The organism is Ruthenibacterium lactatiformans, from assembly GCF_000949455.1.
Classification (GTDB): Bacteria; Bacillota; Clostridia; order Oscillospirales; family Ruminococcaceae; genus Ruthenibacterium; species Ruthenibacterium lactatiformans.
Genome location: NZ_JXXK01000043.1, coordinates 1 through 24,611, shown reverse-complemented (window position 1 = coordinate 24,611; position 24,611 = coordinate 1). Strand labels below are relative to the sequence as shown.

At 53.3% G+C, this 24,611-nt stretch carries 23 protein-coding genes and 3 pseudogenes; 12 read left to right on the top strand and 14 right to left on the bottom strand.

Annotation, left to right across the window (positions count from 1 at the left end):
• A partial coding sequence (locus TQ39_RS18060; RefSeq protein ID WP_167541552.1) for a Gfo/Idh/MocA family protein occupies window positions 1–722 on the bottom strand: 722 nt, incomplete at its 3' end.
• Window positions 723–1,123: 401 nt separating this feature from the next.
• Here TQ39_RS18060 and TQ39_RS18055 point away from each other — a divergent pair.
• From TQ39_RS18055 to TQ39_RS18035, 5 genes are all read left to right on the top strand, one after another.
• Window positions 1,124–2,731, top strand: coding sequence for an extracellular solute-binding protein (locus tag TQ39_RS18055; protein WP_165858941.1), 1,608 nt, complete (start codon window positions 1,124–1,126; stop codon window positions 2,729–2,731).
• A 121-nt stretch (window positions 2,732–2,852) separates the two neighbouring features.
• Window positions 2,853–3,818: an ABC transporter permease gene (locus TQ39_RS18050; RefSeq protein ID WP_050006572.1), complete on the top strand. Its 966-nt coding sequence runs from the start codon at window positions 2,853–2,855 to the stop codon at window positions 3,816–3,818.
• Window positions 3,818–4,714 carry a carbohydrate ABC transporter permease gene (locus tag TQ39_RS18045; RefSeq protein WP_050006571.1) on the top strand — a complete coding sequence of 299 codons (897 nt, stop codon included), beginning with the start codon at window positions 3,818–3,820 and terminating at the stop codon, window positions 4,712–4,714. Before TQ39_RS18050 ends, TQ39_RS18045 begins: the two co-directional genes overlap by 1 nt.
• Before the next feature lie 110 nt (window positions 4,715–4,824).
• Window positions 4,825–7,563 carry an MGH1-like glycoside hydrolase domain-containing protein gene (locus TQ39_RS18040; RefSeq protein WP_167541551.1) on the top strand — a complete coding sequence of 913 codons (2,739 nt, stop codon included), beginning with the start codon at window positions 4,825–4,827 and terminating at the stop codon, window positions 7,561–7,563.
• A complete protein-coding gene (locus TQ39_RS18035; protein ID WP_050006569.1) occupies window positions 7,560–9,551 on the top strand; it encodes an alpha-galactosidase in 1,992 nt (663 codons plus the stop codon). Before TQ39_RS18040 ends, TQ39_RS18035 begins: the two co-directional genes overlap by 4 nt.
• A gap of 77 nt (window positions 9,552–9,628) precedes the next feature.
• Here the strand turns inward: TQ39_RS18035 and TQ39_RS18030 are convergent, their stop codons facing one another.
• Window positions 9,629–11,827, bottom strand: a complete 2,199-nt coding sequence (locus TQ39_RS18030; RefSeq protein ID WP_050006568.1) for an AraC family transcriptional regulator — start codon at window positions 11,825–11,827, stop codon at window positions 9,629–9,631.
• On the opposite strand from TQ39_RS18030, the gene TQ39_RS21325 reads away from it, so the two are divergent.
• Entirely contained in the window at window positions 11,802–12,116 is a 315-nt protein-coding gene (locus TQ39_RS21325) for a hypothetical protein (protein WP_167541550.1), read from the top strand. The two genes, TQ39_RS18030 and TQ39_RS21325, sit on opposite strands and share 26 nt — an antisense overlap.
• 145 nt (window positions 12,117–12,261) lie before the next feature.
• Here TQ39_RS21325 and TQ39_RS22050 read toward each other — a convergent pair whose 3' ends face one another.
• Window positions 12,262–12,585: a hypothetical protein gene (locus tag TQ39_RS22050; RefSeq protein ID WP_367997916.1), complete on the bottom strand. Its 324-nt coding sequence runs from the start codon at window positions 12,583–12,585 to the stop codon at window positions 12,262–12,264.
• 113 nt (window positions 12,586–12,698) lie between these two features.
• On the opposite strand from TQ39_RS22050, the gene TQ39_RS18015 reads away from it, so the two are divergent.
• A complete protein-coding gene (locus tag TQ39_RS18015; protein ID WP_276325265.1) occupies window positions 12,699–13,094 on the top strand; it encodes a tyrosine-type recombinase/integrase in 396 nt (131 codons plus the stop codon).
• Between the two features lie 317 nt (window positions 13,095–13,411).
• Here TQ39_RS18015 and TQ39_RS18010 read toward each other — a convergent pair whose 3' ends face one another.
• The 8 genes and pseudogenes from TQ39_RS18010 to TQ39_RS17985 form a co-directional block, all read right to left on the bottom strand.
• Window positions 13,412–13,879, bottom strand: coding sequence for a hypothetical protein (locus TQ39_RS18010; protein ID WP_050006564.1), 468 nt, complete (start codon window positions 13,877–13,879; stop codon window positions 13,412–13,414).
• 71 nt (window positions 13,880–13,950) lie between these two features.
• Window positions 13,951–14,747, bottom strand: a pseudogene (istB, locus tag TQ39_RS18005) (IS21-like element helper ATPase IstB).
• A complete protein-coding gene (locus TQ39_RS22045; RefSeq protein ID WP_256291783.1) occupies window positions 14,740–15,114 on the bottom strand; it encodes a Mu transposase domain-containing protein in 375 nt (124 codons plus the stop codon). The pseudogene istB and the gene TQ39_RS22045 overlap by 8 nt, the downstream one beginning before the upstream one ends.
• Window positions 15,115–15,894 (bottom strand): annotated as a pseudogene (istA, locus tag TQ39_RS18000) (IS21 family transposase); the annotation flags it as partial.
• A 526-nt stretch (window positions 15,895–16,420) separates the two neighbouring features.
• Complete coding sequence (locus tag TQ39_RS17995; protein WP_158557746.1) at window positions 16,421–16,618, bottom strand: type II toxin-antitoxin system RelE/ParE family toxin; 198 nt, start codon at window positions 16,616–16,618, stop codon at window positions 16,421–16,423.
• Window positions 16,619–16,722: 104 nt separating this feature from the next.
• Entirely contained in the window at window positions 16,723–16,866 is a 144-nt protein-coding gene (locus TQ39_RS21100) for a hypothetical protein (RefSeq protein ID WP_154522974.1), read from the bottom strand.
• Between the two features lie 160 nt (window positions 16,867–17,026).
• Window positions 17,027–18,073: a Fic family protein gene (locus TQ39_RS17990; protein ID WP_050006562.1), complete on the bottom strand. Its 1,047-nt coding sequence runs from the start codon at window positions 18,071–18,073 to the stop codon at window positions 17,027–17,029.
• A gap of 32 nt (window positions 18,074–18,105) precedes the next feature.
• Complete coding sequence (locus tag TQ39_RS17985) at window positions 18,106–18,306, bottom strand: hypothetical protein (RefSeq protein WP_133304237.1); 201 nt, start codon at window positions 18,304–18,306, stop codon at window positions 18,106–18,108.
• Window positions 18,307–18,710: 404 nt separating this feature from the next.
• On the opposite strand from TQ39_RS17985, the gene TQ39_RS17980 reads away from it, so the two are divergent.
• From TQ39_RS17980 to TQ39_RS17960, 5 genes and pseudogenes are all read left to right on the top strand, one after another.
• Window positions 18,711–19,028: a DUF3991 domain-containing protein gene (locus tag TQ39_RS17980; RefSeq protein WP_117474025.1), complete on the top strand. Its 318-nt coding sequence runs from the start codon at window positions 18,711–18,713 to the stop codon at window positions 19,026–19,028.
• A complete protein-coding gene (locus TQ39_RS21920; RefSeq protein WP_338092846.1) occupies window positions 18,925–19,431 on the top strand; it encodes an HNH endonuclease in 507 nt (168 codons plus the stop codon). Before TQ39_RS17980 ends, TQ39_RS21920 begins: the two co-directional genes overlap by 104 nt.
• A 207-nt stretch (window positions 19,432–19,638) precedes the next feature.
• Window positions 19,639–19,920 carry a type II toxin-antitoxin system prevent-host-death family antitoxin gene (locus TQ39_RS17970; protein WP_050006558.1) on the top strand — a complete coding sequence of 94 codons (282 nt, stop codon included), beginning with the start codon at window positions 19,639–19,641 and terminating at the stop codon, window positions 19,918–19,920.
• A complete protein-coding gene (locus TQ39_RS17965; RefSeq protein WP_050006557.1) occupies window positions 19,913–20,227 on the top strand; it encodes a type II toxin-antitoxin system RelE/ParE family toxin in 315 nt (104 codons plus the stop codon). The genes TQ39_RS17970 and TQ39_RS17965 overlap by 8 nt, the downstream gene beginning before the upstream one ends.
• Window positions 20,228–20,297: 70 nt before the next feature.
• Window positions 20,298–21,070 (top strand): annotated as a pseudogene (locus tag TQ39_RS17960) (hypothetical protein); the annotation flags it as partial.
• Window positions 21,071–21,557: 487 nt separating this feature from the next.
• Here the strand turns inward: TQ39_RS17960 and TQ39_RS17955 are convergent.
• From TQ39_RS17955 to TQ39_RS17950, 3 genes are all read right to left on the bottom strand, one after another.
• Window positions 21,558–22,403, bottom strand: coding sequence for a hypothetical protein (locus TQ39_RS17955; protein ID WP_050006556.1), 846 nt, complete (start codon window positions 22,401–22,403; stop codon window positions 21,558–21,560).
• 293 nt (window positions 22,404–22,696) lie between these two features.
• Entirely contained in the window at window positions 22,697–22,837 is a 141-nt protein-coding gene (locus TQ39_RS22040) for an HU family DNA-binding protein (protein ID WP_082052357.1), read from the bottom strand.
• Between the two features lie 460 nt (window positions 22,838–23,297).
• Entirely contained in the window at window positions 23,298–24,374 is a 1,077-nt protein-coding gene (locus TQ39_RS17950; RefSeq protein ID WP_050006555.1) for an iron-containing alcohol dehydrogenase, read from the bottom strand.
• Window positions 24,375–24,611: the final 237 nt, after the last annotated feature.

Here is a 24,611-nt window from a genome sequence, read left to right as displayed (position 1 = left end):
TGGCAGTTTTCCTCGATGCCGCAGTCCACCAGGCACCGCTTGCCCGCGCCTGCGGGCTTCTTGGCCGGGTCGAACTGAAAGTCGCTGCCGAAGCTGGCAACCTGCCGGGGCGCGACGCCGCTTTTCAGCCACATGATGAGATCCATGTCGTGGCAGCATTTGGCCAGCAGCATGGGCGCGCCGCACTTTTCTTCGTTGCCCCATTTGCCGCGCACAAAAGACACCGCCAGGTGATGATAGCTGACGTGCTCGGTGGCCTGGATGTTGATGATATCGCCGATCTCCCCGGCCAGCAGGCGCTCCTTCACGGCCACATAGAACGGCGCGTAGCGCAGTACGTGGCAGATCATCACTCTGCGGCCGGTCTCGCCGGCGACGCGCTGCAGCTCCCACATCTCGTCCTCATTGACGGCGAAGGGCTTTTCCAAAAGCATGTCGTAGCCCCGGCGCAGCAGCGGGACGGCGGTTTTTACATGCTGGGTATCCATGGTGCCGTTGATGACGGCATCGGCCAGCCTGGGGCGCTCCGCCAGCGCCTCGGCGCTTTCAAAGCACATATCCTCTCCAAACCCGTGCATCTCCGCCGTTTTTCTGCGGCGGATGGGGTCCGGGTCGGCCACGCCGACGATTTTGAATTTCTCCGGGTTCTGCAGGGCGTACAAGCTGTACAGAAGCGCACGATGCCCCGCGCCAACGATGATCGCTGTGATTTGTTTTGCCATTACGGACAGATCCTTTCCTGATTGATGTGATAAAAAATAAAGAGGGCAGAGCGGAACCGAACGCCGCCCGTATACAAATCCAGCATAGCGCCGCCGCCGCCGGGCAGTCAAGGGAGAAAAGCCTGAAATTGTTTTCCGGACCCTGACGGAAGGAAGAAAAATCAAATCTTTGTATAAAATGTATGTGAATCATGCTTGATTTTTGGGATAAAAATTGGGCAAAACACACAAAAAGCTATTGATTTTGGAGTTTCTGCCGTGGTATCCTCGTAAGCAGTTGGCTGCTCCGCCATCCGGCGGGCATGCGGCTGCAGGCAGGAGGCGTACAGCGTACGGGTAAGCCGTCCGGCCTGAAAAGAGTACCCTATACCGTGTTTTCATTACATATGGAGGAAAGCAACATGAAAAAGATGAAACGCATTATCAGTGCAGCCCTCACCCTGGCGCTGGCTGCCGGGATGCTTGCAGGCTGCGCCGGCTCTTCGTCCGGAACACCTGCGGCTTCGTCCGCCGGCGGCGCCTCCGCCGGCTCGTCTTCCGCGGAACGCGAACGCATCACAGTCCGCGTATTCCGCAGCAAGGCCTCCCATGAGGTGGCCATGGACCAGATGGACGTATTCAAGGTGATGGGTGAGATGTTCAACATCGACTTTGAATTTGACAATCCCCCGCAGGAAAATTACACCGAACGCCTGAACCTTGTGATGATGGAAACGGAACTGCCCGACGTCATCATGGAGATCCCGGTGACGGATGTGCTGAAATACGGCGAAACGGGCGTGATCCTGCCGCTGAACGATTACATTGAAAACAGCATGCCGAACCTGAAAGCGGAAATGGACAAGCGCGACGGCGTGGAGAAAGCCCTCACCTACTCTGACGGCAACATTTACTATCTTCCCATGCTGGATGAGACGCCCTCGGGCAACATCCCGTATATCGTCCGCACCGACTGGCTGGACCAGCTTGGACTGGAACGCCCCGTAACCATCGAGGACTGGGAAAACTACTGGTCGCTCGTCAAGACCACCGACCTGAACGGCAACGGAAAAAATGATGAGATCCCCTTCAGCGCCTATGAAATTGAGCGTCTGCGCAATTTCTGCACGGCCTGGGGCGTACTGGACGATTTCTACACCGACCCCACCGACGGCGGCAAGGTGCACTACGGCCCCATCGAGGACAAATACAAGGAAGCCCTGGTTTGGATGAACGACATGTGGAACAAGGGCTACATTGACCAGGAGATCATCACCACAGATTACTCGGCCTTCAGCGCGAAGCTGGCGCAGAACATCGTCGGCTCCTTCGCGGGCCCGCTCGGCGGCATGCTGGCCGCCCAGAACGCCACGATGGCGGAATCCGTGCCCGGCTTCCACGTCGCCGCCACCGAGCCGCCGAAAGGCGAGGCCGGCGTACAGATCCACACCAACATCGACCTTGTCCCCCGCGCCGTTGTGGGCGCCACCATCACCTCCACCTGCAAAAATGTAGACCGCGTTGTGGAATGGCTGGACTATATGTACAGCGCCGAGGGCCAGATGCTGCTGAACATGGGCATTGAGGGCACGCATTACACCATGCAGGACGGCGAACCCATCTTTACCGATTATATCCTGAACAACCCGGACGGTCTTTCCCCGAAACAGGCGGTGGGGACGTTCACCATCGCGCAGGGAACCATGCCCTCTGTGCTGTGCTTCAGCGAGACCAGCCAGCTGGACGATGCTGCCGTGCTGGAGGCCAAGGAGAACTGCATCATCCCGTTCCTGGAGGAATCCAACAAATATGTGATTCCCGGCACGCTTTCGTTCTCATCTGAGAAAGACGCCGAGCGCCGTGCCGCCATGGCGGATATCGAGACCTATGTGGACGAGATGGTCATGAAATTCATCACCGGCCGCGAACCCATCGAAAATTGGGATACCTATGTGGCAAAAGTGAAGGAAATGGGCATTGAGAACGTCATTGGCATCTACCAGGAAGCCCTGGACGCTTGGAACAGCTGAAACAGAACCGGGAAGCCCGCCGCGCGCCTGATGTCCGGGTGCGCGGCGTTCTCCGGCGAACACCGTATGACGGGCGGCGGGCCTGCGAGCCCCGGCCCTATTTTGGAAGGAGGACACATTTATGAAAACCGCCGTGGCCTCCAGACAGGCGAGACCCTCCCGCACCGATAAAAACGGCAGACTGAGCCATGCGGGCAAGAAGATCTGGCGCAGCAGGTATTTGTATCTGCTGCTGCTGCCCACGTTTGTCTGGTATATCGTTTTCATGTATGCGCCGCTGTACGGCGCTCAGATCGCGTTTCGTGATTTCATGCCCGCCCTCGGCATCACCGGAGGGAAATGGGTAGGCTTCAAATACTTTATCCAGTTCTTCAAATCGGAATATTTTGTACGCTTGATGAAGAACACGTTGGGCATCAGCGTGTATTCCATCGTGGTGGGCTTCCCCATTCCGGTCATCCTTGCACTGCTGATGAACGAGGTGCGCAGCAAGTATTTCAAAAAAGGCGTACAGACCATCGTCTATATGCCGCATTTCATTTCTGCCGTCGTTGTGGTGAGCCTCATCAATGCAATGCTGTCGCCCAGCAACGGCCTGTTCAACCAGATCATCCAAATGTTCGGCGGGGATCCCGTCCATTTCATGGCCGAGCCGAAATACTTTAAGACGGTGTATGTGCTTTCGGATATCTGGCAGACAGCGGGCTACGGCTCTATCGTCTATCTGGCCGCGCTCACCAGCATCGACCCCTCGCTGTATGAGGCGGCGACGGTGGACGGCGCGTCCAAATGGAAAAAGCTGCTGCACATCACCCTGCCCTGCATCCTGCCAACGATCATGACGATGCTCATCCTGCGTATGGGCAGCATCTTCACCGTGGGCTACGAGAAGATCATGCTGATGTACAACCCCGCCACGTATGAGACGGCGGACGTCATTTCCACCTATGTATACCGGCGCGCGTTCGAGGGCGGCGAATACAGCTTCTCGGCGGCGGTGGGCCTGTTCAACTCCGTCATCAACTTCATCGTCATCATCGTGTTCAATAAGATCAGCAAACGGGTAAGCGAGGTGAGCCTCTGGTAATGGAACGGACAAAACAAAGGACAAAAATCAAAGAGAGTACGGGGGAGCGCATTTTTACCGGAGTGATCTATGCGATCCTGATCCTGTTCTGCGCTATTATCGTTTTCCCCCTGCTGCATATCGTCAGCGGTTCTTTCAGCGACCCCATGTCCCTGCTGCGCGGCGAGGTATCGTTCTGGCCCAAGGGCTTTACGTTTTCCATGTACGAAAAGGTATTCAAGGACGCCAGCATCTGGCAGGGCTATGGAAATACCATTGTATATACCGTGCTGGGCACCTGTATCAGCGTGGTGCTCACCGCCTTTGCGGCGTATCCGCTTTCCCGCAAGGATTTTTACGGCCGCAATCTGTTCATGGGTGTGTTCGTGTTCACGATGTTTTTCACCGGCGGCATGATCCCCACGTTTCTCATCGTACAGCGGCTGCACCTGCTCAATACGATGTGGGCGCTGATTCTGCCAACGGCTGTCAGCACGTACAATCTCATCATCATGCGCACGTTTTTTGAATCCACCATTCCTTTCGAGCTGGTGGAATCCGCCTCGCTGGACGGCTGCAACGACCTTGTCATCTTTTTCCGTATCGTGCTGCCGCTTTCCGGCCCCATTCTTGCGGTCATGGTGCTGTTCTACGGTGTGGCGCAGTGGAACTCCTGGTTTCCGGCGCTGTTGTACATCAGCGACCGCGGCCTGTATCCCCTGCAGATGGTGCTGCGTGAAGTACTCATCCAGAGCGACATCAGCAATATGGCGGGTTCCTCGGGTGATGTGGAGATCATCGGCGACGGCCTGAAATATGCCACTATGGTGGTGGCTACGCTGCCCATCATGTGCCTGTATCCGTTCCTGCAGAAATACTTTGTAAAGGGCGTCATGATCGGCGCTGTCAAGGGATAAGCGCGCAGGCGTTTTTTCGAAAAGCCGGGCGCGCAGGCGCCTGAGCGGCGCGCCCGCCGGAGCTCCGGCAGATGGGCGCGCCGCTTTTTTGCCATTTGGGAGGGAACAGAATGAAAACAGAATATCAGACCCACGATCTTTCTCTGCCCGCGTGGGGGCCGTATACAAAGCAGTACAGCGGTATTTCCCATATCCCGGCCGCAAACGACGGCGTCCGGTTTGACCTGGCCGTATTTCCCGGGCTGTACCGCCGCCGTGTGGATGTGCCCAACGTACGGTTTGAAAGCGGATATCACGTGTGGAAGGCCGCGCCGGACCTTTCCTGCTATACGCTGCGGCACGAGCTGGAATGGAAAGATCGCGTATACGCGGACGTTTCGTTCGCGCCGCTGGGCGAAAACGCCCGTCTGATCCGTGTGGAATGCTGCAACGGGACAGACACGCCGCAGAATCTTGTGCTGCATTATATGGCCAGCGCGCATGACCCCGTGCCCTCTTACCGCAGGTTTGCGCTGACGGGCGCGGAAGTGCGCCTGCCGGAGCACGCGGCTTTTGTGCTGGCCAAAGACTATGACGACCTGCGCTTTGCCGTGCCGCGTCCCACGGACGGGCTGGGATGGGACGGAATGCGCCGCGCCGAGGAGCCGGTGGAGGGCTTTGCGGGCGGATACGGCGTGGGGCTTGGATTCGGCTGTGCGGCCGGGTACGGGCCGTTCGGCCAGCCGCTGCCAAGCGGCGCGGGAGACGCTGTAACCTATACGTTCACGCTGGAGCAGCCGCTGCAGAGGCCCTGTCTGTGTGTGCGTTATATCAACGCAGACAGCGCAGCCTCGGGATATAGGCTTTCCTCGGGTGATGTGCTGGAGCTGCCGCCCGCGCCGCAGCCGGAGGTAGCGCGCATTTGTCTGTCCCGGCCGCTGGCGGCAGGCGCGCACACGCTGACGCTGACGGCCGCAGGCACAGGCGGCGCCAAGCTGGATTGTTTTGCGCTGTGCGAAGCGGCGGACAGCGGAGCGTTCTGCGTCACGCCGCGGGGGAGCGGCGCATGTCCGGAAATGGAATTGTACAAAAAAGAGGGCTTCCTCACCCTGAAATATCCCCACATCCGCGAGTGCTATGGCGTATTGTGGGACTATGAAAGCGTGCAGGTTCGGCAGATCGAAAACAGCGAGCTGGATGTTTTTCTGCGCGAAACAGTACACGACCATGTTTCCTCCACGCTGCACGGAGATGGAAAAGGACATTTCACCAACGTGTTTCTGCGCCCCATCCCGCTGGCGGCGGGACAGTCGAAACGGGTCTACGGCGCTGTCTGCAGCGCGGGCACGCCGGAGGAAGCGGCTGCGCTGTGCCGGGAGCTGCGGGCGCGGCGCGAGAGCTTTGAGGCTGTGTGGCAGGCCGCGTCACCGGCGCTGGAGCCGGCGCCCATGCTGCCCGCGGGCGAGCCCTTTGCCCTCGGCGGGCAGCTGATGCGGGCGGTGCTGTGCACCAATGTGGTATATCCCGTTTACACCCGGGGACAGTACATCCGTCACAATACCCCCGGACGCTGGTGGGACAGCCTGTACACCTGGGATTCGGGCTTCATCGGCATGGGGCTTGCACAGTTTTCCGCCCGGCGCGGGTTCGACTGTCTGAACGCCTACCTCACGCCGCCGGGCGACGACGAGGCCGCGTTCATCCACCACGGCTCGCTGGTGCCTGCGCAGTTTTACCTGTTTGCCGAGCTGCTGAACAGAACGCAGAGCCGGGCACTGGCCGAATATTGTTACCCGCGCCTGATGCAATACTATGCATTTTTTACCGGGCAGGCGGGAGGCTCCACCACGGCGGACCTGCAAAGCGGCCTGCTGCGCCCGTGGGACTACTTCTACAATTCCGGCGGCTGGGACGATTATCCGCCCCAAAAGGCCGTCCATGAGCAGCGGCTGGAAAAGCGCTGCACGCCTGTGGTCACAACAGCGCACGCGGTACGGTGCGCCCGCATCCTGGCCTATACCGCGCACCTGCTCGCCCACGGGGAGGACGCAGACCGGCTGGAAAAGGATGCGGAGCGTTTCACCCGGGCGCTTCAGGAGCACGCGTGGGACGAGGGCGCCGGATACTTCGGGTATGTGCTGCACGATGAACAGGGAAGGGCTGCCGGCTTTTTGCGGGACGCTTCCGGCGTGAACCATAACATGGGGCTGGGCGGCGCATCACCTCTGTTTGCCGGCGCGTGCACTGCGGAGCAGGCCGAAGGCCTGTGGGAAAAGCTGGCGAGCGAAGAGCATTTGTGGAGCGCCTGCGGCCTTTCCACAGTGGACCGGTCCGCCCCCTATTACCGCAGGGACGGATACTGGAACGGCGCGGTGTGGATGCCATACCAGTGGATGTTCTTCAAAGCGGCGCTGGATGCGGGCAAAACCGGCTTCGCATTCCGTATCGCGGATACGGCCCTGCGGCTGTGGCAGGATGAATGCGCGGCGTCCTACCATTGCTTCGAGCATTTTATGATCGAGAGCCGCCGGGGCGCGGGCTGGCACCAGTTTGGCGGCCTTTCCGCGCCCGTGGCACAGTGGTTTGCGGCCTACTACGTACCCGGAACGCTTACAACCGGCTTCGACGTCTTTGTACAGTGCGCGCGTTGGCTGCCCGGAAACGCGGGGCTGGAAGCGGAGCTTTATTGTACGCGGCCCGGGCGTACTGCAGTTCTGGCGGCGCTTGCACCGGGTAAAATGCGCATTTCCTGCCGTTTGGGCGTGGCGGCGGAACAGCGCCACGCAGGCCTGTGGGAGATCACGCTGGACGTGGAGCAGCCGGGCCCGGTGAGACTCAACCTGCTGCCGGAGGGGAGCTGCGCCGAATGATACGCCTGGAATGGAAGGACTGCCGCCTTACGGCGGAGGGCACGCAGGTCGTGCTGGAAAATGCCGCGCTGCGCACATGCTGGAGGCTTGAGCCGGAGGGTTTGGCGCTGGCCTGCGTGGAAAACCGCCTTACGGGCTTTTGTTGGCAGAGTGCGGACGGTGCGGCACTGGCTCCGGCCTGCATGGCCCCGCCGGACGGGGAACCGGAATGGGAGGCCCGGCCGCAGGCGGCAGGCCTGTGTGCTGAGCACTGGTCCGTGCGCTGCACCTGGAGGCAGGGCGCGCTCAGTGTGAGCCGGTGTTTTTTGCTGTATCCGCAAACGCCGTTCCTCACGATGTGGGCCGAATGGGAGGCTCCTCCGGAAGGGGTGTTTGCCGCTGTTCGGCAGACAGTTCCCGGCGCGACAGGTGTAGAGCGGGACAGCGCGCGTGCGGCGGCGCACAGCGTGCCCGGGGATGTTATGGCTGCCGTGCCGCTGCCACGCGGTCATCTGCGGTGGCGGTGCATACGCCTTGCGGACCAAACGGATGTGCATGACACTCTTGTGTGGGAGCAGGGCGCGCCGGTCTATCCCGCAGAGCGTGTAGAGGCGTCTGGAAGTTTCTTTACCGTGGAAGACACGCGGACGGGAGAAACACTGCTTGCGGCCCGCCATGCGCCCATAACGCCGGCGCCCGGCCCGCAGTTTCTTCTGGCGGAGAACTGCTTGTGTGTACTGCAAAACGGTTGTGCAGGCGCGCCGCCCGCCGGAACGGTGGGATGTACGTGTGTATTGGGCACCGCGCCTGCAGAGCGGTTGTGGGAGCAGTACCGTGCGTTTTACCGGCTGGGCTGGCAGGCACCGTGGCAGCGGCATGCGCTGCTGCTTTCCAACACCTGGGGAGACCGGAACAGGGACGCGCGGGTGTGCGAGACGTTCGTGCTGCAGGAGATCGACCGCGCCGCAGCGCTTGGCCTGGACACGGTGCAGATCGACGACGGCTGGCAGAAGGGCACGACGGTGAATTCCGCGCGTCCGTTGGGGGGCGTGTGGGAGGGTTATTACGCGGCGGATGCGGACTTCTGGACGCCGCATCCGGAACGGTTTCCCCGCGGGCTGTACCCAGTGGCGGAGCATGCCGCCGCGCGTGGCGTAGCGCTGGGCTTGTGGTTCTCTCCGGATTCCTCCGGAGAATTTGCAAACTGGCGGCGGGACGCGGAAACGTTGCTGCGGCTGTGGAGGACCTATGGAATGGCGGTATTCAAGCTGGACGGCGTCAAGCTGCGCACGCCGGCGGCGCGCGCGAAATACCTTTCCCTGCTGGAAATGGTTACAGCACAAAGTGGGAGGCGCGTGATGCTTCAGCAGGACATCACCGCCGAGCAGCGTATGGGATATCTGGCTGCGCGGGAATACGGCACGCTGTTTGTGGAAAATCGCTACACGGATTTCGGCAATTATTATCCCCATCGTACGCTGCGCAATCTGTGGATGCTTGCCCGGTATGTCCCGGCCCAGCGGATGCTGTTCGAGCTGCTGAACCCGGCGCGCAACACAGAGCGGTATCGGGCCGACCCCCTTGCGCCCGGACGGTATACGGCAGACTATCTGTTTGCGTCCGTTATGGCCGCGCAGCCGCTGCTCTGGATGGAGCTCTCCGGGCTGGGGCGGCAGGACGCGGCGCGCCTGCAGCAGATCATCGGTGTGTACCGTCTGCACCGGGAGGCGATGTGGGCGTGCGATGTGCGCCCGGTCGGGCAGGAACCGGATGGCCGCTCGTTCACAGGCTTTGCATTTACAAGTCCCTGTGGGCAGAAGGGATATCTCCTGCTGTTCCGTGAAAATGTGCCGGAAAGCGCCTTCACCTTTACGCGGATGCCGCAGAAGGCCCGGCTGCGCCTGCTGTGTGCAAACGGCCCGGTTGGGCAGGGATACACGCCCGCAGGCGACCTGTGCCTGCGTTTTGCAGCCCCGCGCACCTATGCGTTTTATCAGTGGCAGACATAAAGCGCCGGCCAAAGAGGCGCACAAAAAACGGCAGGGCATGCACGCCCTGCCGTTTTTGGCAGAAAGAGAGGAACCGGTCAGCCTGCGTTGTCCCCGCGGCGCACCGCCGAGGGCGAAATGCCGAACCTGCGGCGGAAAGCCTTATAAAACGTGTTTTGCGTGGAAAAACCGCATTGTACGGAAATTTCGGTTATACCCAGCTCAGAGCCGCGCAGAAGCTCCATTGCACGGGAGAGCCGCAATTCCTCCACATACTCGGTAAAGCTCTTGCCTGTCTGGTCCTTCAAAAACTGTGTGACGTATTTTTTTGAGATATGGAACTGTTCGGCAGCCATGGCGATGTTGAGGTCCGGCCGGGTGTACTGTTCGTTCAGCCAGGCGAGAACGCGCCGCTGAAGAGCTTCGTTGTGGCTGCGCTTGAGGGAATCGACATGGCTGCATATCTCAAAGCAGCAGTCGCGCAGGTTCTGCACCTGCCGCCTGGCGGACTGCCGGTTATCATAAGAGCAAAGATAGGCGATGTCTTCGCACTCCACCTTTTGCGCCGTGGCGATCAGCACACCGCGCACGCTGAAGAATGCCTGCTGAAAGTTCTGCGGCGAAAGATCGTCCACATGGAACAGTTCGCCGATGAGAGACTGCGCTTCCTGTGCGCGGCCGGATAAAAGGTATTCATTCAGCCGTTCCAGACTGGTGATATCGGTTGTCGTTACACGGACAAGGCTTTCGCCGCTCAGATAGCATACCTTTTGTGTGCGGTCGGAATAAGCGGCCATGTTGCGCGCCTGCCAATATACAGAGGAAAGCTGTTCCAGCCGCGTAAAACGTCCGCTGAGAATCAGCGGTTCCGTCATTTCCAAAAGGCCGTGCAGAGCCTCGGTCTGCCGGCACATCTGTACTTGCTCGGCTTCGGTACCTTTGTCCAGCGTCAGAACAACGAGTACGCTGCCCTCGGTGGTGTTGTAAACGAACTGCGTGCGCCCGTAGCTCTGGCGCACCTGCTCCGCAATCATCATCAAGCGCAGCTCCTCGCCCACGTGCGTCTCTGCCTGCCGCTCCTGCGCGGGGATCAAAAGAAGATAGTTGTAGTCCGTCAGATGCATCTGTTCGCACATTTTTTTCTGTTCTTCGGCCGTGCCCGCTGCGCCGGTCTTTAAAAATGCTTCTACGCGGCTATGGTCCAGCTCGCCGCGGGCGCGTTCCAGTTCAGCCGAAAGCTGGCTGTGGTTGCGCAGCTTCTGGACGAGCAGATCGTTGAACAGACGGGTGTTCGCCGTTTCGGCATCATCCAGCGTGTCCAGTATGGGCTTGAGCTGGCGCAGCTCCCACAGCGTCATTGCGGAACTGAGCAAAAAGCAGCCCAGCAGCCCCGCACCGATGTAAAACCATATGGCGCGGTTGACGGCGCGCAGGTTTTCGGCGTAAACGGAATAGGGCAGGCCAATCACGGCGCTGGCGCCAAGGCTGGGGATGCTACGGGAAACAAACAGATACTTCTGCCCATCATACCATTCGATTCCCGTTTCATTTCCGGAGAAGGAGAGGGCGGCCCCGTTGCAGCGGTACTGGCTCAGCAACGTGCCGTCGTCCCGCACGAGATAAAACAAGCCGTCATTGCGCCATTTTTCCGTGGGCAGAAACAGGTTGGACAGAGTGCGTTCCCGAATCAGTATATTGCAGGCACCGCGGAATTGTCCGCCGGAGTTGATGAACGGCTGCGTGATCGTCAGATAGGAATCCGGATAATTCGTGCGGTTCAGCACAACGCTCTGTGCGGGCAGGTAAAGCGTCTCACGCGCGTCCTGCCATGCGGCCCAGGTGTCCTGGGGGACATCGCGGTACTCCAGCGCGCCCGGATAAAAGCTCTCATATCCGGAAAAAACGCGATAAGGGTCGATCACAAAATGGTTGCGCGCAAAGGTGACGTAGCTGTAAGCGGTGTAAGACATGCTGTAAGTAAGATCCTGAAGCAGTGTGGAAGCGTTGAAAGACGTCATGTAGTCGCCCATGAGCGAATCGTCATCGCTCACGGCCAGCAGTTTGTAGGAATCGTCGTTGAACAGCTTGTTCGTGGTAAACCGCAGGTCGCTGAGATATCCTTCAAAGGTGCTCACGGCAGTGGCGAGCTGTTCGGCGGCGTCGGTGAGCTGCGCTTTTTCAGTCTGCTGGTGCATCAGGCCGTATAAGGGAAAAAGAATGACGCAGAACACGAGAGGTACGACCAGATAACGTGTCAGGCGGCCGAGCCAGATGCGGATGATCCATTTGCTGCGCATGCGCTTCTCCCCCATATACAGTTGTCCGGGGGTTGGTTTCCCGGGCGTTCTTGATAAACTAATTATATCATTATCCGGCAGAGAAAACAAAAGTACATCTGAAAAATGGCTTTGGAATCACAAGAAAAATCCACAATGCTTTTTACAAAATGGAGAGCGCCGCTGTTTTTCAGATGCCCGCAGCAAAAATTTCACCCGGCGGAAGCCGGGCGAGGTGATAAAGATGCAGCAAAACAGCTTTTGGAAAGCCTTTACGGTTGTTTTTTGCTTCCGTACCCGGAGCCTATGAGCCGCCATGTTCCAAATGGGCGGCAACAGTGCGCTGCAGGCGGGTTTGTTTTGGCAGCGCAGCGGGAGCTGTTTCCATTGAATGGTCACAAATAGAAGGATTGGTTTTCGGGGCCTGCCTCGTATATCTCATAGTCGTTTCCAAATCAGAGAATTCCGGAGTCCTCCGGCAGGAATGCGTCCAGCGCGGGCCAGAGAAGCCCGGTGCTGCACAACACGGCCAAGGGCTTACCGTTCTCATACAAAGACGAAGCGTGCAGAGCAAAGAAGCGCTCTGCCTGTTCGTAGGAATCGCGCAGCGCATGATCTGAAAGTTGGGCAACCGGGAGAATGTATACGGACAGAGCAGGGCAGTGTGCTGCAATGCCGGACGGAAGCGGTTCGCTTGAATCGACCGGGACGGTATTCAAACTCCAATGTACCGACCCGGAACAACCGACAGGCAAGATGCCGCCAGCCCCAAAAGGCACAGTCAAATATGAACTGGCCGGAACGGGCTTTAGCCTCCAGCAAAAGCGGAAAAGCAGCCCATAGTATCGGGAAAAATCTCTTCCGAAATACCGAGTGAACGGTATTTTTCCGCATGCGGCAGGCCGAAGCCAAATACAGAGCTCAAAGATGTATGCCGTTCGGATCCTGTAAGGAAAGTGGGTGGGAGAAAAAACAGCGTGGTAGAGGGGGACTGGAGGAAGAGGACTATCTGTTCCGGCAGCCCGGCGGGGATCCGATGGTGCCGGGGACATTCACATTCCGGTTCAAAAAGATTCTGCGGGAGGGCAATTTGCCGGACAATTTGAACGTGCACAGCCTGCGGCACACCAACGCCAGCATGCTCATTGCTCAGGGCGTAGATGTACGCACTGTGGCGGGCCTGCTGGGGCACGCACAGCCCGGCACCACATTGGACATTTACAGCCATGCTTTCGACAAGAACAAAAAGCTCGCACAGGAGAAGCTGGCCGAGGCGATGGGACTATAGAGGAAAAGGAAAAACAGCCCTCGGAATTCCGAGGGCTGTTTTGGTGCGCCTGACTGGACTCGAACCAGCGGCCTTCCGGGTCGGAGAACTGTGACAGACAGATTTAAATGGCGTAACTGTGCTGCTTGTAGATGAAGTGCACAAGTTATAAAGACTGGTAAAAAGCCCGCGAAGCCTTTTGCCGTCGACCTTCGCAGGCTTTGTTCCAGTAGCAGTCAAACAGTAGTCAGAACCGTTGAATCAGGCCTTGTTTGAAAAATCAGGAAAGCTATACTTAATCAACAAAATAGCGATAGAGGCCAGGTGAACAAGGATCGCTACTTTTTTTCGTTCGGAGCGCGCCGCTTAAGGTGCAAAAGCAGTATGAGCATTCCCGCGCACAATATTGCGGCAAGGCTCAACAGAAACAGAGGCGCGTAGTCTCCTGTCTGAGGAACGTTGACGGCGGATGGACCGTTTCCGCCGGAGGATGACGTGCCGCTGTCCGGAGCGGCGCCCGGAGCGGAAGAACAGCCGGAGGAAGGAGCGCCCGAGGAGGATATGCCCGAAGAAGCACTGCTTGAAGCCGGGCCGCCGGAGCTGTCGTCAGAGCTCACATCCGGCTCCAGAGAGGTGCGGTACGGCTGGGGGGAATAGGTGCCCCGAATGGCCTGATAGGTAAAGTCATACAGCGCACGGGCCACGGGGTCGGCTTTGCCGGTATAAGGGTTTACGCCCGTGGACGCTTCCAGCAGCGTTTTGATGCCGTTGTACCAGTTTCGGTATACACGGCTGTCGGCTGTCAACGTCGATTTAAAAATGCAAGAAAACGGCGAGGAACTTTTGTAGGATATCGGCGGAGGAAAGATGTAAAGAATCAGGCATTGCCTTGCTCAAAAAGGGTATTGACAATCTGCTGTTTCTGTCGCATGAATTCCTTGCGTTCTTTGAGGCGGCAGGATTCACCCTTAATGTTGATAACGGTACAGTGGTGAAGGGCGCGGTCGAGAATAGCGGAGGCGATGGTGATGTCAGAAAAGACCTCGTTCTACTGGGAGAATGTTTTGTTAGAGGTGAAGACGGTAGAGGCCTTTTCATAGCGTCTGGCAATGAGCTGAAAAAAAGATTGGCTCCCTGAATACCCATGGGAAGGTAGCCGATCTCATCAATGATGAGCATCCTGTACTTAGCGAGAATCTTCAGCTTGTCGGGGGGACGATTTTCAAAGGAGGCCTTTTTAAGCTGCTCAATGAGTTGATGGCAGTTGATGTAGTATGTAGAGAATCTGTGCTGAGCAGCCACCAGGCCGAGCGCGGAAGCCAGGTGGGTTTTGCCTACACCAGGCGGGCCGAGAAAGACCACATTTTCTCCGCTCTCCAGAAAGCGCATGGCAGCGAATTCAACAATCTGGCGCTTGTCGATGGAGGGCTGAAAGGAAAAGTCAAAGTCGTCCAGGGTTTTCTTGATGGGGAAGCCGGACACCTGTACTTGCTTTTCATAGGCGCGTTTGCGTTTGAATTTGGCCTCTTCGGAAAATATATAATCAAGAACCTCCACAATGTTGAGTTTGTCAGCAACAGCCCGTTCCAGGTAGTTGTCCAAGATTTCCAGCGTGTTTTTCATCTTGAGGCTCTCCAGGTTTTCCCGGAGTCTGTCCACCGTCAACTCACTCATACAGCACCTCGTCATACCGGCTTAAATCTCTGGATTTCAGTGGGAAGTCAATGATGTTGCCCTGTTCCAAAAGAGGGTTTTCCACATCCATGGAGTGCTTGAGGGTGAGCCTGCGGTAGTGTTGGTGATTGACGACGATATCCTTTTTCTGATACGATATCCGATGCAGAGCGATCTGCTTCCCCTCGTAGTATGCGGCCAGCATGTTGTCGAGGGCCACGACTGCCACATCCTTGCCGACATACTCTGCGGGAACAGAGTACTGGTTGCCGGCATAGCTGATGAGGCAGTCTTTTTGTACCCGGCGAAGATTAATTTTGTCGATGATATATTCGCGTTTGAGAGGGCTTAGTCCCTCTTTTTTCAATCTTTCAAAGGGAATCTCGTTGATAGTGGCATGAACCTTTCCGTTGACTTTGTTACACCAGGCTAGAGCTTGTCCGTTGAGATCTGCTAAGCTGTTGTATTTGATCCCGATCATGAAGTTGTCCCTCACAAACCGAACCGTCCGTTCTACTTTCCCCTTGGTCTGTCCGCGGTATGGGCGGCACAGGATGGGCTTGAAGCCATAGAATCCCGCGAAGTCTTCAAACTGCCGGTTCAGGGTGCTGTCCTCCTGTTTCAGAAGCTGTTTCACTACCACCTGCTTCATGTTGTCGTACAGGATCTCTTCCGGATACCCGCCAAAATACCGGAATGCATTCTGGTGACATCGGATGAGGATGTTCGTGCTCATGTCCGTGACAAACTCAATATATCGCATCCGGGAGCAACCCAAAACAAGAAGAAAACAGTACCGCCTTTTCCATTTCCCGTCCTCATACACCGTATGCTCCTCAAAGAATCCACAGTCCATCTGCCCTTGTTTTCCTGGCATTGTTTCAAACCGAACCGTTGCCTTTTCGTCCAGATCCATTTTTCGGCTTCTCACATGCTCCTTGACGATGCTGTAATTCCCTTCAAATCCTTGCTCTTTCAGTTTTTCCAATATTCGTACCGCTGAATATGGCGCTTCCCCCAGCCACTGGTCTACCTGTTGCTTGTACTCATCCAGCTTTGTGGGTTTTGGTGCTGACAGTGTATACTCCGGTTTTTGTGGTGATTCTGCGTACCGTTTAGCTGTCCGCGGATCTATGTGGTATTTTTTCCTAACTCTGTGTAGCTCATTCCTTTGAGCCTGTCATTTCGGATGTCTATCCATTTTGCTCCTTCCATTCCGACTTCCTTTCCGCACTGAAGTCAATATGTATTTTACAACCGACAAGATTTTGGAGGTAAGCGGAGAAATGTCTGAAGCTCTGTTTGAAGAGAAAAAAAGAACCAGTATTATTAAATCGAATGGGATTCGATTAACAGAAAAGTCACGCAATGACAAAGCTGCGGGACAACGGGATATGGGACTATTCCGGTAATTCAACTCCGAGTTCCAACTCCATATCAGCCTTCTGAGTTTGGTTGATAAGCAATTTGATTTGTTCGATTTTGCAATTGCGGGACTTGCGCTTTTCGGCGTAAGCCCCGCTTTTGTATATAAAAATAAGTGCAGCGGATTCACCGCTGCACTTTTAAAAATCATTTTCTGTTCTGGGACCAATCAGCCGAAAAGAATCGCTAGATAGTCTTGCTGTCCATCCAACACACGTAAAATAGAAAGCATGTTATCCTCGCTGATCTCATAAAAAACCAAATGCTTGGCGACTACAAAAAAACGTATAGAAGTTTTTTTCAAATCTTGCTTCCATAGATATGCCCATCATTGGATTCTCTTCCAGCAAAGATATTGCCTTCAAAATAGACGCGACCAGCTTTTGAGCGGCCTTTTTATTGCCAAGAGTCTGTGCAATATATTCCTGCGTCTGGCGAATATCCAATACCGCCTGATGCTTGTATATTATTTTTATTAAACGGGCCATCGCCTTGGCTTTGATAATTTCAGCATTATTTTCATTTACCTCGAAAGGAAAGCCTCCTGCATTCAGAGACTGCTGAAAAAAACATTGACCGCGTCTGTCAATGTGAGCCCATTTTTTCCATACACGTCTTCCAACTGTTTGCGCAGTACCGGATTGATTTGGATGCGAAACATATCCGTTTTCGCAGATGAAACGATATTTTCCATTTATCCAGCCTCCTGTCTAAAACCCGCATATCACAGACCCCTTTCAACCCGTCGACATTGTGGCCACAAAAGCGCCACAATGTCGCAATTCCGCGAGAAGGTAAGATGTAATATAAATCATATTCACAGTATTCACCCAAATTCAAAACATTGTTTGCCTTTATGCTTTAATATACCGTGTATTCCGCCCCTGTCCGATCCGCTTAATGCTGCCGTTTCTCACCATAACTCCCAGCACAGCTTCTACTGTAGTTGGACTGACATCGGGCAGTATCTGGAAAATGTCGGCTTTGGAGATGGGAGTAAGGCTATTCAATACAGTGGCTTCCACGCGAGCTTTCTTTGTGATTTTCTTTCCATGGACAACAGCAAAGCGTTTATCAAGTTCCTTATAGCATATATAAAGCGTAGAAAGGAAATTCTCTATAAAAGGGAAATAGCTGTTTTCGTTTTCGGCCCAGCCTTCGGAAGATTGCCGCAAGGCTTCATAGTAGTATGCTTTATAGTTGTTGCTCTGTTCCTCGAAAGAAACATACTTTCCTGCGTCATAGCCATTTTTATAAAGTAAAAGTAGGGAAAGTAGCCGAGACATTCTGCCATTTCCATCACGAAATGGATGAATACAGAGAAAGTCCAGAATTACGCAGGGAATAAGCAGAAGCTGGTTGATATTGGAGTCGCTTCTGGCCGCCATATAGGCTAATTCCAGTTGTTCCATCGCCTGGGGCGTTTCTTCTGCAGGTGTTGGCCGGAAACGAACCCTCTGCTGACCTACGGCGTCTACCTCCAAAATCACATTGTCATCGGTCTTATACTGGCCGCCATATTCATATCCCGCAATGGACATCATCATCTCGTGAAGCCGAAGAATATCGCTCTGCCGGAAGTCAATGTGCTCATAACTCAAATGGATCGTATTCAGAGCATCCCTATACCCGGCAATCTCCGCCTCATTGTGGTTTAAGGGGGTGCTGTTTTGGTTGACGATGGCGTGGATACGCTCATCACTGGTTACGATACCTTCTATGGCATTCGAGCTTTTGACTGACTGCACCTTAGCAATAGATTCCAGTTCAGTAAAAACCTGCGCGTATTCATCCTTCCGAACTCCCGCCATTGTTTTTAACGAAACAATGCTGGAAGTTAGATTGACCAGATTCGCCGGGAGTAATCCGTTGTTCAAAAAAGAATAGTTAAATACTCTCATTCCACATCCTCCATTTTTATCTGCATATAATATTACCATTTTATATGCAGATAATCAACCCCATGAGCGGCTTTTCTGCATATTTTACTTTGTTTTATATGCAGATATTCTTTCAAACGGTGCATATCACTCCGCAACGTCTTGAGCCATTGTTCCATTTTGAAAGCGCCAACCTTATTCAGATAGGCCAAAGCGTCTGCCTGTCCCCGGAAATAGATATGTTCCCGTTCCATATTGTCGGCCTGCATATACAGCCGGATGAATTTTTCAAGACTTTATATTCCTCGGTTGAGCAATGAAATTTTCCAACTTTATAGTCAAAAGTCAAATGAATCATAATTTTGCCTTTGGAATAGAGGTAAATTCCTGTGTGATTAAGATTACTATCGGTAACACCACATGATATTTGCAATCCCAAAGGGAATTTTTCTTTTTTCATTATCGACATTAGTCTTCTTCTGAACCACTCGCCTTGCGAAGTGAAGCCATATGTAACAGAAGAACAAGTCAGAGTGGCCAAAGCGGTGAACACATTGTCTTTTTTACTGCACCACCAGCCAGAGCGCTTCAAACGTGTAGGGCGCACAGAGTATGCGCACTACGACCATGACAGCTTGAAAGTGGGCGCCAATGGGAAATGGAATTGGCACAGCAGGGCGTAGGAGGAACAACGGCGATGCAGATCGTCTGCGCGGATGCGCCTTTCCTTTCTTCTCCTCCTGTAACCGAGGAAAAGAACGTCGGCTTTGCATTACCGCCGCGCGGCGATCATTTCAAAGCATATCAATATCTGACGGGGCGCGGTGTCTGCGATGAGGTCCTTGCATTCTGCTTTCATACAGGCCGCGTCTATGGCACAAACCGCAAGACAGCAGAACGGGAATACACGAACTGTGTTTTTGTGGGCTTTGATGAATCGGGAAATCCGGCCCATGCGAGGCTGCGGGGTGTATAAGACTCTCGCCGCAAAGTACCACACAAAGGTTAGAAGCATCAGAGATAAGTATCGCATTGGCAAGGACTTTGGAATCCGCTATGAGACGAAATTCGGAATGAAAACGGCCTTATTCTATAACGAAAGTTTTCGGATACAAACGGAAGTAGTAACGGGCGAATTTGATACGATTGCCAAGAGCTATTTTCGTATCAGCCCTTGCAGTCTGATTCAAAGGCTAAAAGCACGGAAGTGTAAGTGGTGTGAAACGGAAAATGTGGACTTGGAAGTTCACCATGTACGCAGATTAAAGGATTTGAAGGGAAAAGCCCTATGGGAACGGGCGATGATTGGGCGCAGACGCAAGACGATGGTTTTGTGTACCGCCTGTCATGATTTGTTACACGCTGGAAAATTATACTGATTTCTGGAGAGCCGGATACGCTGAGCGGTGTAAGTCCGGTTCGGAGGGGAGTTCTTGGAAACCTACCGCAGTAATACGGTAAGGCGCCGGGTGCTTACCCTACTTTTGAACTTTATTACGGTGTAGACAATATGCAGTGGAGGTTGACGGGATATCGTTATAAGAGTATTATATGTATATAATAATGCTATATGGGAGGCGACCAATTTGAATATCAAGCCGTCAGCATCCATTCGCAACAACTACAACGAAATTTCGGCACTGTGCAAATCCACAGGAGAGCCAGTCTATTTAACCAAAAACGGCGAAGGAGATCTTGTGGTGATGGATATCGAAGCCTTTTCCCGCCGTGAAAAAATGTTGAAATTGCGGGAAGAACTTCTTGCCGCGGAAGAAGACCGTTTGAATGGTGCACAGGGGTATACGCCTCAGGAGGTAGCAGTAGCAATGCGTCAGGCGATCCAGGAGGCAAAAAAACGGCATGGATGAAAAGGTTTACGATGTAGAAATTAGACCGGGTGCTATGAAAATGCTGGTAGAACAGGCGGCTTTTCTTGCGGAGTTCAATGATGAAGCAGCGGAACGCCTTGTGCAAATGTTCGAAGAAAGCGCTGCTTCTCTGTCACAGTTTCCCAAAAGAGCGCCGGAGCTGAATGATGCATATTTGCCGCCACATAAATATCGCAAGTTGCTTTTTGCAGAGCATTATTTAATGGTATATCAAGTTGCAGAGCGTAAAGTATTTGTGGATTTTATTGTAGACTGCCGACAGGACTATCAATGGTTGATTCGGTGAATCGAAAAGAGTTTGACGAACAGGGCGACCGGAAACGGCCGCCCTGTTCGTTTTGGAGGTGCGAAATCATTTGGATGACAACTGGATCGTAGAGAATCTGGAAAACGCATTGGCGACGTGGAATGAGAAGCTGGCGGAGATCTGGCAGCTTGTGAGCATGACGCCGCAGGAATTTAAAGACGGTGGGATATGGAACATCGTTGAGCAGATCAACGGCGCGCTGCAGGCCATCGGGTATGGGCTGCTGGTTCTGTTTTTCGCCATGGGGCTGTTCAAAAACACGGTAAACTTTCAGGAGCTGCGCCGCCCGGAGGCGGCTTTGCGGTATTTCCTGCATTTTGTGGCGGCGTTGTAAGCACGATGGCCGGGCAGATGGGCGGTATGGCGGGAAATGTGGGCACATTGCCCGGCGAGATCAGCGCGGCCATCGGAAACGTGGGCTTTCTCGCATCCATCCCGCTGTGGCTCGTGACGATTTTGGGCAGCCTGTTCATTACCGTGCTTTCCTTTATCCTGATCATGACGGTGTATAGCCGTTTTTTCAAAATATATATTTACGCGGCTTTGGCCCCGGTGCCCATCGCGGCGTTTGGCAGCAGCGAGACGGCGGCTACGGGGAAGGCGTTCCTCAAGGGATATGTGGGCGTGTGTCTGCAAGGTGCGGTCATCGTGCTGTCCTGCCTGATCTTTTCCGCATATATGGGCAGCGGGTCGCCCGCGGCGCCGTCAGGCTCAGCGGTTTCGATGGTTTGGACCTATGTGACGGAAATAATCTTCAACATGCTGGTCCTTGTGGGGCTGGTAAAAAGCTCGGACCGCATTGTGCGGGAAATGATGGGCCTGCGGGGCATGCGAGCGAGTTTAGCGTCATGTAATTTGTCAGCAAGCAGGACGCAAAGAAGTTGAACGATACCGGCAAGGAAAAGGCCGACTTTGGTGGCCGCCACGTGTGTCTTTGAATGTGTTGATGGAACGTTCAACAGCGGTACGATGCTTAAGAATTGATTCAAAAAAGAGATCGCCGCGGGAAATGCCAAGGTACAGTCACCGGTTTCTATTTAACTGAATGTAAGCGTAACGTCCGTATTTTGAGGACGTACATAGATTTTAGCAATGACAAAGCCAAGTAAATCTGCCATCCAGCTTTTATCGGCAAGGATTTCGGGCAGATATATTTAAGGCGAGGAAAACGGTGCGTTCCATTCGCCCTGCCTTATGGTTTAAACGGCGTACCGTCGACCGGGAAAAGAGGCGTTCTGTTTTCATTGCAGCCAGTATCCTGCCGCGAAGATTGATGGGGATTAGTGCTTTGGCAAAGCAAAATCTTTCATCAAAAAGCGTAATTGTCGTAACTGCCAAATGCGACGTCGCTCGCAAAGGTACCGTAACGGAAAACTGGATGAGTCACCTGAAAGTCTCGCAGCACAGACTTTAAAGAAGTGAAATCTCCAATTTTCTTATCAATTTCAGGTGTTTTCGTGCGAGTGTCTCTCGGTCCTTCCGAATCCTTTTCGCGGAAAGCTTCGTCAAACAACTCTAAATGCCGCACAGTGCCCAAACCATTTATGAGAACCGTCGCGCGTTGCACGTAGCACATGTACCCATTAATGTATTGAATTTTTACGGAGGGGTTGAACATCGCGATGCCGGAATACTTCACATTCTTTCCCACTTGTGTATTCAGATACTTCAGGCTGTTTTCGGCCACATAGCTTTCGATGCCGGTCGTGTTGAAAATGAGCAAATCAGAAAACGCCTCATCTATTATCTCACGGTAAATCGGTTCCGTCAAATCCACGAGCCGTTCAAAGACCACTCGGATGTAATCGTAGAAATCATGTTTGAAACATGTAAGCTTAGTGGCGTCAGGAACCTTAGCGAAACCGCAGTAATCAGCCATTTCATAGCTGAACCGCAGGGTGGTGAGCGGTCGAATGTCCTCAACATAATGGAAAATCCGCTGTAAAAACAGGGACTTGATAAAGCTATCCAAATCACATTTGCGGTTGCGGCCAAAGCGCTGATAAAAGGCGTGACAGAACGTATCCGAGACGAGTTCATCCCAGTTGATGTGTTCGTCCAGCAGTTTGAAAAGCTCCGGCTTATCGTTTTTAAGACCTTTCCCGACATTGTGGTAGATGTCCAGCAGCGACATCTGCACATATTTATTTCGCATGGCTTTTCCTCGGTTTTTTGTGTGTCTTTGGAACTTTGACACTTACAATTAAACCGATTTCATTAAAGAATCAATGCGGATGGAGTTTCGACTTCTGGGACACATACATCACTAGATAATACTGCTTTATTCCCTCAGACTTCGCCATCTGAACAAATAGCTGTTTCCTACGTCATAGCTCCCATACGGTTGGAACACAATATGGACAAGGGAATGCGCAATCCAACTAAGATTATGTGCCTTCATTACATCTACACTGTCTGGAGTATACCCACCGAAGCGCAGTTCAATGATTAGATACTCAATCTATTGACTTCTTCTTTAAGGTTCTTGCCTGCCTTGAAAACAGGAGATTTCTTGGCAAAAATATCAATGGACTGTTTTGTATTGTGATTAAATCTATTATGACCTGAAATCTCGCGTACGGTAAAAATACCCGTCCTTGTATAAGTTGGACAACCTCTCCACTAACTAATGCGTCTTCTAGGACACCATAAAAGGCATCTAAAAATCTTTTCGCTTCCTCACAGTTGTTTCCTGCTCTTTGAGTAATTTGTGCAACGTGCCCTTTTGTTTAACATAAATTATTGGTTGATTCAAAAGCTCTGTAAGTCTTTTTGTCCGAAGAGTTTTCTCTCCGGACAAAATCAATGATAGTTTCCTAACAGACTGCATTGGGGGGTGATTTGATGTGTCATGAGTCGGGAATGCGTTTGATCGAACCATTCGACTTCCTGCGGGGTGCTGCTCATATGCTTTCCTGGGATTTACTCAAGTCCCCAGCAGTACAGAGGGAACAAGCCTTACAGTATTCTTAATTTAGGATGCATCCGACAAATACGCCTATCATTGGGATGATACATTACGCAATGTATATACCACTGCGGGTGAAAATTAAATAATTTGTTCTAATGCTTGACGTAGACGAGTTTCATCTGCGAGACAAAGCCCGGTAGAGGAAATAAGATATTCTACCAACACCCGGAGATTTTCTTCATTCGGCTCTATACCAAGTTGCGCTAAGGTAGTGGGAAGTTGCATGTGAACCATCAGAGCCCGAACTTCCTTGATGTCCCTTTCACTCGTCTGATTAAAATGTAGTTGCATCAAAACGCCGACTGCCACAATTTCTCCGTGCAACATATGGCTGGCTTCCTTGGTAAACGACCGGCGCACACAATCATATAGCCCATGGGCTAGAGCCAACTGGTTTACTCCGCAGGAAAAACCGCTTACAACCGAAGTATGTAGAAGATTGGTCAAAATCACATCAGTGAGACGGCCAGAAGCAACCCCATTATCGTATACGTTGCAACCCTCACCCATTAAAAAATTGTAAATAGCCTTTGAATTTACAGCGCAGATATATTTTTCCAGAGTACAATCCCGATATGAGTTGACATTGGTATTGTGTATTACTTCAGGCAATTTGGCAATAGAGTCAAAAATCCCGGCGGCTAAAGTGCGCTTGGGAGCAGTGGCAATTACATCAGTGTCGGCAATAACAACATCTACCTCTTTGTTCATGGCTACTGATCCGTCGGGCTTACCATCATCGTGATACATAATGCACACTGAAGAAGATGCCACGCAGGTGGCCACCGAGGTGGGGACACAGATCAAGTCCATCCCGCCAAAGGTGGCGGCGCATTTGGCAAGGTCAAGGCATTTGCCGCCGCCCACGCCCAAAATAAGGGTGCATCCCTCCTGCCGGGCAAGAGACACATATGCATTCGCCCATCGGCGCGAGCAAGCCTCTGTGTGTGCGCATACGATCGGATGGATGCCCTCCGCTTCAAAGGCGCCGCCGCTCAATTCCAGGATGCGTTTGACAGAACCGGGGCCGCCGAGCAACAGGGGCTTGCCGCCCAGCCGCTTTACCTCGGTTGCGAGCTCCCGGATACAGCCATGTCCATAAAAAAATTTACCTGCGCCAACGCGCAGATTCATATAGTCGTTTTGCATTTCCATCAAAATATCCTCCTGTATTTGCTTTTTTACGTTTGAATGCCGCCCGGGTTGCCCCAACACAAGCGCTGTGCAGACAGTACCAGCTGTTGGAATCATTATAATTTAGAAAAAATGTTTTTTCAATATAAAAATAAAATAAAAATATTTTTATTTTCTCTTGACTTGTGACAAAATGCATGATATTTTAAATTTGACGAAAAAACAAATGGAGTATTTTCACAAAAAATATTACAAAAT